Source organism: Bacillus sp. E214, assembly GCF_008087365.1.
Taxonomy (GTDB): Bacteria; Bacillota; Bacilli; order Bacillales; family Pradoshiaceae; genus Pradoshia.
In genome coordinates, this window is the sequence record NZ_VENN01000001.1 from 174420 (window position 1) to 186522 (window position 12103).

Below are 12103 nucleotides of genomic sequence, written 5' to 3' on the forward strand. Positions count from 1 at the left end.
TTTCAATATATAAATAATTCCAATTAAAAAACTGTATTCATCAGTATTTAAATAATATTTAAAGATAAACTAAACAAACTTTTTCGTTATGAAATAGGGAGGGAAAATAATGACAATTCTTCCGAAAAAGAATGAGCAAGGTTTTTATGAAATTCGCCTAGAGTCAATCGGAGGACTAGGGGCAAATCTAGCCGGAAAAATGCTGGCTGAATCAGGTGTTCTGGGGCATGGTTTAAATGGATCCAATTTTTCCTCCTATGGTTCGGAAAAAAAGGGATCTCCTGTAAAGAGCTTTGTTCGTTTCTGCGATGCCGAAACTGAAATACGTGATCATAGTCCAATTGAAGAGCCTCATGTTATTGGTGTTTTTCATGAAGCACTTTATAAAATGGTTGATGTGGTGAGTGGTTTACGTCCGGATGGTATCGTTCTTGTTAATTCAACTCGTCAGTTCGATGAAATAAAAAATGACTTAAATCTTCAGTATGGAACGCTTGCAATCGTCGATGCACTTGGTATTGCAGTAGAAGAAAAAACAAAAGTGAACACAGCTATGCTTGGAGCTTTGTTCCGTATATGTGATTTCCTCAATCCCGAGTCCATGAAAGACGTAATTAGAAAAACATTCGAAAAGAAATATCCACATTTAGTTGAGCCAAATATCCGTACGTTTGAACGTGGCTATCATGAAGTGACGTTTAAACATTTTGAGGTACCTCAAGATGCAGAGGGCAAAAGTTTTAAAAGAGCATTACCTTTATTGGGATACGAAACCCAAGTTATTGGCGGCACGATCATTGCTCAGGGTAACAGTATACTTAAAGACTTGTCCGGTTCCAGACAGGGTTTTTTACCTGAATGGGATGCTGAAAAATGTATACATTGTGCTGCCTGTGATACAGCTTGTCCGGATTTTTGTTTTGTCTGGGAAGAGGGAGAAGATAAGCGTGGACGCAAGCAAATGTTTTTAACAGGGATTGATTATCAATACTGTAAAGGCTGCTTGAAATGTATTGAAGCGTGTCCGACTAGCGCCCTTCGGGAAATGCGGGAAATCTTAGGTTTTGCTGAGGAAAATACAGTGAAACAACGTAATCCTTATGTAGCAGGAGGGATGAAATAATGGCGATATCAGAAGTAGAACTAACTGAATTGGTAAAGGATACAATGGCTGAACAAGTGACTACCTTTGAATCAGGTAATGAAATGGCCGCAATGGCTGCAGCACAAATCAATTATCACTTAATGGGGTATTTTCCAATTACCCCATCAACTGAAATAGCTCAGTATTTAGATATTATGAAATCCAGAGGAGAACATGATATTCAATTAATTGCGGCTGATGGAGAACATGGTTCGGCAGGTATTTGTTATGGTGCTGCCGTGACAGGAGCCAGGGTTTTTAATGCCACAAGCGCAAATGGACTTATGTATATGCTAGAGCAGCTACCTGTTCAATCAGGTACAAGATTTCCAATGGTTATGAATCTTGTTACTAGATCAATCAGTGGTCCGCTCGACATTCGGGGCGACCATTCTGATTTATATTTTGCCTTAAATACAGGTTGGATCATTTTGACAGCCAGAACACCTCAAGCTGTTTACGATATGAATATAATGGCGTTGAAAATCTCGGAGCATTCCGATGTACGTTTACCTGTTATAGTCGCTTATGATGGATTCTTTACATCCCATCAAAAGAGAAAAGTAAACTACTTTAAAGATAGAGAGATTGTGCAAAAATTTATTGGTGAAATGCCAACTCATTTTCCGCACGTAGATATTCACAACCCGGTAACGATTGGTGCACATATGAATGGGGATGATTTGATCAATAATCACTATCAGCAGTCTGAAGCGATGTATAAAGCCGGAGAGGTTTTTACTCAGGTAGCTTGTGAATATGCTGAACTGTCAGGTCGCCAATATGGAGTATTGGATCTATATAAGATGGAGGACGCGGAAGTTGCCTTATTCCTGTTAAATTCAGCTGCCGAGACAGCTAAAGATACGGTCGATGATTTAAGAAAACAAGGAATTAAAGCTGGCGTGATCAGTCCTAACATAATTCGTCCGTTCCCGGCAGAAGAAATCAGAAAGGCTCTGAAGAATGTTAAAGTACTGTTGGTTGGCGAGAGAGCAGATTCCTATGGTGCCAATGGTCCCAACCTTACACATGAAGTGAAATCTGCCTTACAGGAAGATCAGGATAATCATACTGCTGTGTTAAGCCGTGTGTTTGGTTTAGGAGGAAAGGATTTTTATCCGGAGGATGCAAGGGCATTTTTTGATATGGCATTGCAAACATTAAATAATGGCCAAATTGAAAAAGTATTTGATTATTACGGTGTCAATCCGGGATTGCCTGAAGCCCAACCACAGCCACTTTTAAAGCCGAATAACGAAGATTTATATAAGACAGGGTTTATTCAGGTAACTCCTGATGAGGAGAGTGGAAAATTAAAGGTACGTATACCTCCTTTACGCTCATTAATGAGCAAACCAAAACGTTTGGCTTCCGGTCATGGAGCATGTCCAGGATGCGGAATATTTCCAGCATTGGAGCTGTTCTTTAAAGGAATCGAGGGGGATGTTGTTGTTCTGTTCCAAACAGGCTGTGCCTATGTGGTAACAACGGCATATCCATATAGCTCTCACAAACAAACGATGATTCACAACTTATTCCAAAACGGGCCGGCAACTTTATCAGGTACACTTGAAGCATTTTTGGAGAAAAAACGCCGTGGTGAAATCTCTATCAGTGATGATGCGACCTTCGTTATGATCACCGGTGATGGTGGCATGGATATAGGGATGGGTTCAGCTATTGGAACTGCACTGCGCAATCACAAACTCATTATGCTTGAGTATGATAATGAGGGATATATGAATACAGGCTCGCAAATGTCCTACTCTACTCCGCTTGGTCATATGACAAGTACAACAGGTGTAGGAAGTGCACAAAAAGGAAAAGCTTTTCATCATAAGGATACAGCTCAAATCATGGCTGCCACTGGAATACCATATGTATTTACAGGATCGGAAGCTTTCCCGCAGGATTTAATTAAGAAAGCGGTGAAGGCACAATGGTATGCGCAGAATGTAGGTACCGTTTATGGCAAAATATTAATCACCTGTCCTTTGAATTGGAAGGCAGAGGAACGTTATGGTGCTAAGATTATGGAAGCGGCAGTAAACTCATGTTTCTTCCCTCTATACGAAGTTGAGAATGGTGAAACTACCATTACTTATAATCCGGAAACGAGGAAAAAACGTATTCAACTATCTGAATGGTTAACATATATGGGGAAAACAAAGCATCTGCTGCAGGAAGAAAATGCAGGTATGCTTGAGGAATTTGAACAAGAAGTGGATAGAAGATGGAACCGATTGCTGGCTAAGCATGAAAATCCATCCCTTTAATAGTATTTTAAAAGCCTGAAGAGATTCTATAAGATATCTCTTCAGGTTTTTTTATATTTTAATCTATACCATAAGGAGGTATTTAGTCTGATTCTGATTGTTTAAAAAGGTTTTTCCATAATTTTGTAGAATAAGTATCTTATTATGTCACAGGTATTAGGAGGATCCCCTTGGCTGATATGGATTTGAATGATAAGGAAGTAAAGATTATAGAAAAAAATACGGCCTTGAAAACTGATTACGAGACATGGGAGCATTTTTTAAACTCATTTACAAAAGCAATTATTGTTACTGATTTGGAAATGGAAATCATATCTCAGAATGAACAGGCAATCAAGTTATACCATCAGTTAGGGCGAGAGGGTAAACCAGGAAATCTTCGGGACTTTTATATCTCTGTTTCAAAAGAGGTGGTTGATGATCAACTCAGAAACGTGAAACAGCATGGTTTTTCAAATTATATATATTCAGTAAGGAATTCTGATGACACCTGCTCAGTTGAGCTTGAACTTAATGGACTTTTGGATTCATATTCAAAAAAAATTATCTATGTGTTAATCCCATTAAAAACAGAGAGTACAAGGGATCATGTAAAAAAGGATAATTTATATGTAGATATTATTAATGATTTAAAGTGCTATATTGTTATCCATACTAAAGAAGGAATCATCGTGGATGGTAATAAAGCCTTTTGTGGGTTGGTCAAAATTGAGAGATCGAAAATTCTAGGCAAAAGTATTTATCAATTTATTACTGCCGCCGATAAAGATAAATTTGATACTGTTATCAAGCATCTATCATCCGGAAATTCCCGTTTTAATTTATTTCAGCTTTGTCTTGATTCAAAAGAGATTACATATCAATATACTACACAATTTAATTTTTACAGTGGTTTGTACTATACAATTATTTACGATTGTTTTGAAGAATCAGAGCAAAATCACTATTTAATAGAAGGAATTCAAAATGTCTTTTGTCAATCCGTGGATGGAATAATCATGCTGGACTCTAAAGGAATCATCGTACAGGCTAATGAGCAAGCCTGCATATTGTTTGAGAAAACGCAGGTGGAATTAATTAATACGAATATAGAGAAAATTACGGGCGAAAAGATAAATACGCTTTTTATCTTGGAAGAACAAGAGAGTTATGAGCTTATTTTCAGTTCATCGAGTGGGAAAAAGAAGATTATAGAATTAACAAAAAGTCAGATTAGCAGTAGTCCTTATACTCTTTTAATTTGTAAAGATATTAGTGAAAAGTGGGTGATGGAGCAGGAACTTCTTATCTCGGAAAATAAATTCAAGAAAATTTTTGACGGTACCTTTGATGGAATTATGATTTGGGGAGCAGACGGGGAAATATATGATATTAATGAACCTGGTGCTGCAATTATAGGGGCTTCTATTGATCATATCCAAAACAAAAACTTCCATGAAATATTCGAACTGACTGAACATCAGATGAAACATTTACAAAGGCATATTTCCTTGATCAATAAAAATAAGCATCATCATTTTGTGTGTGAGCTTACTTGCAGGGATGGGCAAAATAAACAGCTGGATTTTTCCTCCAGACTGGATGTTATACCGGGTAAGAATCTAACCATTTTTAGAGATGTAACAGATAAGATTCGAATGGAGGAACAATTAAAAAAATCAGATACGTTGAATGTTGTGGGTGAGCTGGCAGCTGGTATTGCTCATGAAATCAGGAATCCTATGACAGCTTTGAAAGGTTTTATTCAATTACTGGAAGGCAGCTTGAATGGCGAATTTTCAACCTATTTCCAGGTTATTTCTTCAGAATTACAAAGAATCGAGACAATCATTACAGATTTTTTAATTCTTGCAAAACCACAGGCAGTTTCCTATCAAATTAAACAGGTAAATAACACAATCGAAAATACGTTGGATCTGCTAAGTGCGCAGGCATCTATGCATAATATTCAATTCCACACACATTTTTCTAAAATACCACCCATCCATTGTGAGAGTAACCAACTTAAACAAGTTTTTATAAATTTAATCAAAAACGCTATAGAGGCTATGCCTACAGGAGGGTTTATTGATATCACAACAGAATTATTTTTTGATAGCCATGTATTAATATCGATACAGGATTATGGAACCGGAATCCCTGAGACTGTTCTTGATAAATTGGGAGAACCATTCTATACAACAAAAGAAAAGGGGACGGGTCTAGGTTTGATGGTTACCTACAAAATCATTGAAGAGCACGCCGGTTGGATTGAAGTTGCCAGTGAAGAAGAGAAAGGAACCCTGTTTCAAATCTATCTGCCTATTAATCATGAGTTCACTTGAGAGAAAAAATTAGAATAGGATGGTAAAATGGAAACTCTTCTGATTTATAAGGGTTTCTTATTTTTGTTTGCTGGAAGTGTTAGACAGATTCTTTAATAAGAAGATGAAATAATTATTATTTTTTGTCTTTTTTTGCGATTGTATTTACATTATTTTAAAATTCTGACATAATACCACTTAATGTTATTTTTTTAGTGAATAAGAAGGAGGAGCTTTTCTTGCAGAATCAAAAAGATTGGCTGGAAACTGCCATAAGAAATAAAAGAGAACAAATGATTAGCCATGCTAAGAACAATGGCCTTCTAGATGAAGGTACATTAAATCTGAGTCGGCAGCTTGACCAGTTAATTCTTGAACATATTAGGATGAAATACTCAATAACTAATTATTAAATAAACAAGGAATGCGTAAAGGTGAAAACTAGGATTTTATGACATAAAACGTATTTACCATTTACTATTTACATATGGTTTGTGGATAAAAGCAAAGTAACAATTTAATACTAGGATAGGTATAATCAGTTCTGAAAAAGATATCTCTACCTGGTCGGCAAGTACATTTTAGCCCAGGTCGATTTATATACTCCTTTAGTATACGCGATTTTAGGCCATATTTATGAATGCATGAATAACCCCTTTTCTAAATGATCACAGTGGAAGGAATAGGTATACCATACACTTCCGTCACCTATCCTCAGGCGAGACCTTCTCCATATTCGTTATAAATCCTATTTTTTCAGGTTAAGTGCGCAGTACTTTTTCTGGGAATTGAAAAGCTCATACTTAAAAAATCCATCAATACAGCACGATTTGGATGACTGAATCTCATCCTACGAATAGATGAAATGATTGTTTGCATCCAGAGGATATTCCTTATATGATGTCTATTTATATAGAGCAATACCTATTAGAAGACATTAGAAGATTCATTTTGTACCTTAGGAAAAATAATCTCCTCGTTTGCATAAGGTTATACATCATCAATAAAGGATTAGTGCTCAAAATATTAGGATGTTCTGCAAAAGAATTGTAAAGTGAAAAATAAATAAAGGTTAAATACTAGGTTATTACTACTATCAGGATGATTATAAAGTTTTACTTTTTAATAGGAAAGAAGTATAATTACGCGGATGATAATAGTGAATTTTATCCGTTAATTGTGGGTGATTAAATATGGAAGAACAAAATCAATCTTTAAAAGTATTTATAGTTCTGTCGAGGGCTTTTCGAGCTATCAGTGACTATACCAACAAATATATCCAAGCCTCAGGTGTAAATCCAACCGAATTTGCTGTCCTTGAGCTACTCTACCATAAAGGTGATCAACCATTGCAGCATATAGGGGATAAAATCCTGCTTGCCAGTGGAAGTATCACGTATGTAGTAGATAAGCTGGAAAAAAAGCAATTATTAAAAAGGATTGCATGTCCCAATGATCGAAGAGTAACATATGCGCAAATTACGGAAAAGGGAAAGAAGTTCCTGGAAGGGATATTCCCGGAGCATCAGGAACGAATTGAGCATTTAATGGATGGGTTAACAGTCGAAGAGAAGGAAACGGTGATTGAGCTTCTGAAAAGAATTGGTAAATCCGTACCGTTAACTAAATAATCCATTAATACCTATATATTAATGAATAAAATGAAATAGAAGAATAAGATGGACTGGCTGTCGTTAACCGGCAGTTATTTTTTTTGTCTAAAAGCTGAGGAGGAAATAAGATGTCACTCGTTCATTAATGAAACAAGGTGGTAAGAAGCAACCGGTATTCACCAGAATAATAATTTGTCATAAAGACAATCAGCCCGCATACAGTGAGTAGTAAGCGGGGAGGGACAAGGGTGAATCGTCAATATGTAAATATTTTTCAAGTTGCAGCTGTTTATGTTGGAACGGTTATTGGAGCGGGTTTTGCAACTGGAAAGGAAATATATGAATTTTTTACCCAATATGGACTTTATGGCCTATTAGGGATTCTTCTTTCGGGATTTATTTTTATTCGGATTGGCAGAAAAATAATGATTGTAGCATTACATAGAAATATTAAAAATTATATGGAATTTAATGATTGGTTATTTGGTAAACGTATATCCTTTTTTGTTAATATCATCTCTATGGGCATGTTGTTTGGGGTTACAGGTGTTATGATGTCAGGAGTTGGCGGTCTATTTGAAGAGCAATTGGGATTTTCTAAAATAGGGGGCATGCTTTTTACTACATTTCTATCAATTGTTGTCATGAGCTGGGGGACTAAAGGTTTATTATCTATTAACACCTTTGTGGTACCTGCAATGATTATGTTTAATTTAATCCTGATGTTTGCTTCATTATTCCATATGAATCCTGTTCAAAATCTGCTAACCATTCCTGATGAAGTAAGCTGGAAGATGGTCTTATCGCCCTTCTCCTATACGGCATTTAACCTTGCTTTGACACAGGCTGTTTTGGTTCCATTGGCTGCCGAAATAAAGGATGAAGATATTATTCGAAAAGGTGCAAATTTAGGAGGATTTATTTTATCCGTTGTTTTGGTAAGCTGCCATATTTCCTTATCCTCCATACCAGGAATTGAACAGATTAACATTCCTACTGCCTATGTAATGAAACAAATAGCACCTTTTTTATATGGGCTCTATTTATTCATTATTTTTGGAGAAATTTTTTCAACCTTAATTGGAAATGCCTTTGGACTCGAAAGGCAACTAAAAAAAGCAACGGAACTGCCTTCCTGGTCGCTATATGTTGGGATTTTTGCCATAAGTTTAATAATTGGCCAAATTGAATATGGTCCTTTGATCTCTATATTGTATCCGATTTTTGGATATATTAGTTTAATCTTTTTGCTGTTAATAACTGTCAAAAAGTAAGTGTCAGCTACGATTTATACTGTTTCTAGAAAGATTTATAAAAATGACAAAAAGAAAGAGAAGGGATAGTCCCCTCTCTTTATAAGGTCAATGCCGTAGGCACATTATAATGTTAATATAATCGGCTCATTCTTTGTCACTATGATAGTATGTTCACATTGTGCAACCAAGCTTTTGTCACTCGTGATAAATGTCCATCCATCACCGGCTTCTGTAACCATGGTTGCTTTTGTAGAAATAAACGGTTCAACGGCCAATACTGTACCTTCATGAAGAAGCTCTGAATCCCATGGGTCAAAATAGTTTAAAATATGATCTGGTTTTTCATGCAGACTTCTACCTATTCCATGGCCGGTTAAATTTTTGATGACAGTGAATCCATTTTGTTTTGCTGTATTGAAGACAGCTTTACCAATTTGGTTTTTCTTGGAGCCTGCTTTAGCTTTGCTGATTCCCTGATAAAAAGCATCAACTGCGCATTGGCATAATTTTTCTTTTTCACTAGTTGTAGTGCCAACCGGGAACGAAATTCCTGTATCCCCATAATATCCATTTAATACTGCAGAGACGTCGATATTTACCATATCGCCTTCGTTAATTATACGTTTTCCTGGTATTCCATGAGCAACTTCTTCGTTTACACTGATACATGTAAACCCGGGAAAATCATACTCATTTTTAGGTGCAGAAACAGCTCCGGTTTCCTCAAATATTTTCTTTGCGATTAAATCAAGCTCCAGTGTTGTAATACCGGGAACGGTAGCTAATTTCATTGCTTCCCTGACACGTGAAACAACTGCACCTACTGCTTTTAATCCTTCTAAATCTTTTTCGTTTTTTACAATCATGATACTAAACCTGCTTTCTGTAATGCTCTTCATTAGTATAAAAAGTTTAGTGGAAAGGTTCCAGATGGAATCGATTCTCACTATTATATCTAAGTTTTTTACAAATTTAAAGTAAGGGAAATTAATGGGACAAGAAGAGAACGAGGCAAGTAGCCCCGTTCTCGAATTATTCATATATGATTTTATAATTTTTATGGTTAACGACTGTCTTTTCTTCTAATTCAAGATCATGAAAGTTCTCCATTAAAGTTAAATCAACAATCACTGAGTTTTCATTTACTTTTTCTACAATCCCACGCAATCCATCGCGGAATTCAATTATATTGCCTACATCAGCCTTTTTCATCATGTTCACACCTTTTCAGTTTATTAAAGTTATCAACAGATCTTGATTAGTAAACTAATATCCTTGCAATTTCGGGATTCGTAAGTCCGCTTATAAAGAAATTATCCCTACTATTTAGCTTATGCAGAATAATATTGTAATTATAGTATAAATTGTGATTAATTGGAATGTTAAAAGAATAAATAGTCTTTATATTTTCGCTCCTATGGAATACTTGTTTAATGTAGGGGTTTGAGAGTATCATGTTTTGTATATATAGGAGGTTTTACGAATGAATAAAGAAGAGATCCAATCCATATTTGATCAATTAAAAAATGGAGAAATAGATAAACTTGAAGTTGCAAAGCAGGATTTCATGGCGTTTCGATCTGTGCTTGTAGAAAGGGAAGATTTTAAACATTTTCGGGGAACTGCTCATATAGGCGGGGGTGTGACCTATCATTATTTAGAGGAGCCTAGAAGCTGAATAGAAATCAACAAACCCAATTATAAAGTAATTGGGTTTGTTAACATTTTAATCAGTATTGTCCTTATTTGATAAACACATCTGGATGTATTTCAAGGTAATGCTTTAGTTTCTTTAGCGCCATCCGTTTCCAAGATTTCACCGTTGCATACGTTGTATGGTATTCGTATGCGATATCTGTGATGGTTTTACCAAATTGAATGTATTCAGCCAACCAAATATATTGGTTGTTTGTTAAGGAAGTTAGAAAAGGTTTAGGGAAGTACCATTCAAGGAAGGAAACATCTTCTTCAACCTTTAATAAATCCCAATACTCAGGTGATTTTTTTAATTCTCTCCCATTTATTTTAGTGGACTTGCAAAGCTGTATAAGCATTTTACCTTGTATGGACTTATAGGCATAGGAAAGGAACTGTCCTTTTTCAGGGTTGAAATTTTGGCTGGCCTCCCAAAGTGCAATTAATCCTATTTGGTAAAATTCATCCTTTTCACAAATAATATTAAGCTTTCTCATAATATGATGTATTAATGGATTATATTGGTTAACTAATGATTCGAAGTCTTCCATACTCGTAATCCTGCCCTATGAGGAGCGACCTCTATATTCCCGGGTACCTTTAAAGTACGCTTAAAGATTCTTTCTGTAAAAAAAGCAAATTTGAAAATTTGTTGAGTTTTTAGCGAAAAATGAGGATAAATTCTATTAAAATAATCATTATTTTAAAAAATATGGATTCCTATAACAAAATCTAACCATTTAATTTAAAAGAGAGGATTGGATACAATGAATTTTCAGGATCAAGTTGTGTTAGTAACAGGTGCTGCAAATGGGATTGGTAAAGAAATCGCAATACAATATGCAAATAAAGGCGCGAAAGTTGTTTTAACCGATATAGATGTGGAAGCTGGAAAGAAAATTGAAGCTGAACTATTGGCAATGGGAAAAGTTGCTTTATTTGCTGAGGCCGATCTCAGCAAAGAGGATGATTGCCTTCATATAATGGAAATAATTAGAGGTGAATGGGGTAGGTTAAATATTATAGTAAATAATGCAGGCATAAGTGAATTTACTCCATTATTTGAAATGACAACAGAGAATTGGAATCGCATTATCAATACCAATTTACGAAGTGTATTTATTTTGGCAAGAGAAGGAGCTAAGCTGATGACTGGAACGGGTGGTTCTATCATTAATATAGCATCAACCCGAGCCATACAATCTGAACCGAATTCTGAAGCTTATGCTGCATCCAAAGGTGGAATCCTAGCTCTAACGCACGCTCTTGGCGCATCATTAGCCAAAAAAGGTATTCGAGTTAACAGTATTAGCCCTGGCTGGATTCAAACGACTGATTACACTGGTTTACGTGAGATAGATCACGCCCAGCATTTTTCGGGTAGGGTAGGTAAGCCAATAGATATAGCAAAAGCATGTTTATTCCTAAGTGATCCAGAGAACGATTTTATTAATGGAGAGAATCTGGTTATTGATGGTGGAATGACAAGGAAAATGATTTATGAAGATTGAAAATATGAATAAAAAACAGAATAGAAAGGTTCTTCAAATTTGTCATTAGAAATACCTTTGTTGTAAAATCGATAGGAAATACAATATATAGATATTTCTCCAAGCTATGTGAAATTTAGTTGTAGAATTGCTTATCTGTGTGCAAACACTTTACTGAATAAATTCATTGTATATAGGATTCTGGTATATATTAGAAATGAATCTTATATTTATTGAAAGACTATGTTTCAATCAATCTTACAGGTGAGATATATTTATGGTTCTTAATTTATAAAAGCAGTTGAACAATTTTAATTTTTCAG

The 12103-nt window shown here is 35.6% G+C and carries 11 protein-coding genes; 8 read left to right on the forward strand and 3 right to left on the reverse strand.

Annotated features, from left to right (window positions below):
- The first annotated feature begins 109 nt into the window (after nucleotides 1-109).
- From FHY47_RS00800 to FHY47_RS00825, 6 genes are all read left to right on the forward strand, one after another.
- A complete protein-coding gene (locus tag FHY47_RS00800; protein WP_066100961.1) occupies nucleotides 110-1123 on the forward strand; it encodes a 2-oxoacid:acceptor oxidoreductase family protein in 1014 nt (337 codons plus the stop codon).
- On the forward strand, nucleotides 1123-3423 hold the full coding sequence (locus FHY47_RS00805; RefSeq protein WP_148629527.1) for a thiamine pyrophosphate-dependent enzyme: 2301 nt from the start codon (nucleotides 1123-1125) through the stop codon (nucleotides 3421-3423). The genes FHY47_RS00800 and FHY47_RS00805 overlap by 1 nt, the downstream gene beginning before the upstream one ends.
- 179 nt (nucleotides 3424-3602) lie before the next feature.
- The gene (locus FHY47_RS00810; protein WP_225983712.1) at nucleotides 3603-5747 is read left to right on the forward strand and encodes a PAS domain S-box protein; all 2145 of its coding nucleotides are present in this window, start codon (nucleotides 3603-3605) and stop codon (nucleotides 5745-5747) included.
- 218 nt (nucleotides 5748-5965) lie between these two features.
- The gene (locus FHY47_RS00815; RefSeq protein ID WP_077247946.1) at nucleotides 5966-6139 is read left to right on the forward strand and encodes an aspartyl-phosphate phosphatase Spo0E family protein; all 174 of its coding nucleotides are present in this window, start codon (nucleotides 5966-5968) and stop codon (nucleotides 6137-6139) included.
- 780 nt (nucleotides 6140-6919) lie between these two features.
- On the forward strand, nucleotides 6920-7357 hold the full coding sequence (locus FHY47_RS00820) for a MarR family winged helix-turn-helix transcriptional regulator (protein WP_066100952.1): 438 nt from the start codon (nucleotides 6920-6922) through the stop codon (nucleotides 7355-7357).
- A gap of 230 nt (nucleotides 7358-7587) precedes the next feature.
- Complete coding sequence (locus FHY47_RS00825; RefSeq protein ID WP_066100949.1) at nucleotides 7588-8613, forward strand: YkvI family membrane protein; 1026 nt, start codon at nucleotides 7588-7590, stop codon at nucleotides 8611-8613.
- 104 nt (nucleotides 8614-8717) lie between these two features.
- Here FHY47_RS00825 and map read toward each other — a convergent pair whose 3' ends face one another.
- Nucleotides 8718-9461, reverse strand: coding sequence for a type I methionyl aminopeptidase (map, locus tag FHY47_RS00830; protein ID WP_066100948.1), 744 nt, complete (start codon nucleotides 9459-9461; stop codon nucleotides 8718-8720).
- Nucleotides 9462-9627: 166 nt separating this feature from the next.
- Complete coding sequence (locus tag FHY47_RS00835) at nucleotides 9628-9807, reverse strand: YkvS family protein (RefSeq protein WP_066100944.1); 180 nt, start codon at nucleotides 9805-9807, stop codon at nucleotides 9628-9630.
- Between the two features lie 271 nt (nucleotides 9808-10078).
- Here FHY47_RS00835 and FHY47_RS00840 point away from each other — a divergent pair, with 271 nt between their 5' ends.
- Nucleotides 10079-10273, forward strand: coding sequence for a hypothetical protein (locus FHY47_RS00840; RefSeq protein WP_066100941.1), 195 nt, complete (start codon nucleotides 10079-10081; stop codon nucleotides 10271-10273).
- Nucleotides 10274-10337: 64 nt separating this feature from the next.
- Here the strand turns inward: FHY47_RS00840 and FHY47_RS00845 are convergent, their stop codons facing one another.
- Nucleotides 10338-10841, reverse strand: coding sequence for a sigma-70 family RNA polymerase sigma factor (locus tag FHY47_RS00845; RefSeq protein ID WP_066100938.1), 504 nt, complete (start codon nucleotides 10839-10841; stop codon nucleotides 10338-10340).
- Nucleotides 10842-11057: 216 nt separating this feature from the next.
- Between FHY47_RS00845 and FHY47_RS00850 the strand changes: the two genes are divergently transcribed.
- Entirely contained in the window at nucleotides 11058-11801 is a 744-nt protein-coding gene (locus tag FHY47_RS00850) for an SDR family oxidoreductase (protein WP_066100935.1), read from the forward strand.
- The last annotated feature ends 302 nt before the right edge of the window (nucleotides 11802-12103 follow it).

What these genes read in the sequence shown, in the direction of transcription:
- FHY47_RS00845 (WP_066100938.1), bottom strand. Translation starts at nt 10,841, where the DNA reads ATGGAAGACTTCGAATCATTAGTTAACCAATATAATCCATTAATACAT.
- FHY47_RS00805 (WP_148629527.1), top strand. Translation starts at nt 1,123, where the DNA reads ATGGCGATATCAGAAGTAGAACTAACTGAATTGGTAAAGGATACAATG.
- FHY47_RS00850 (WP_066100935.1), top strand. Translation starts at nt 11,058, where the DNA reads ATGAATTTTCAGGATCAAGTTGTGTTAGTAACAGGTGCTGCAAATGGG.
- map (WP_066100948.1), bottom strand. Translation starts at nt 9,461, where the DNA reads ATGATTGTAAAAAACGAAAAAGATTTAGAAGGATTAAAAGCAGTAGGT.
- FHY47_RS00800 (WP_066100961.1), top strand. Translation starts at nt 110, where the DNA reads ATGACAATTCTTCCGAAAAAGAATGAGCAAGGTTTTTATGAAATTCGC.
- FHY47_RS00810 (WP_225983712.1), top strand. Translation starts at nt 3,603, where the DNA reads ATGGATTTGAATGATAAGGAAGTAAAGATTATAGAAAAAAATACGGCC.
- FHY47_RS00835 (WP_066100944.1), bottom strand. Translation starts at nt 9,807, where the DNA reads ATGAAAAAGGCTGATGTAGGCAATATAATTGAATTCCGCGATGGATTG.
- FHY47_RS00840 (WP_066100941.1), top strand. Translation starts at nt 10,079, where the DNA reads ATGAATAAAGAAGAGATCCAATCCATATTTGATCAATTAAAAAATGGA.
- FHY47_RS00820 (WP_066100952.1), top strand. Translation starts at nt 6,920, where the DNA reads ATGGAAGAACAAAATCAATCTTTAAAAGTATTTATAGTTCTGTCGAGG.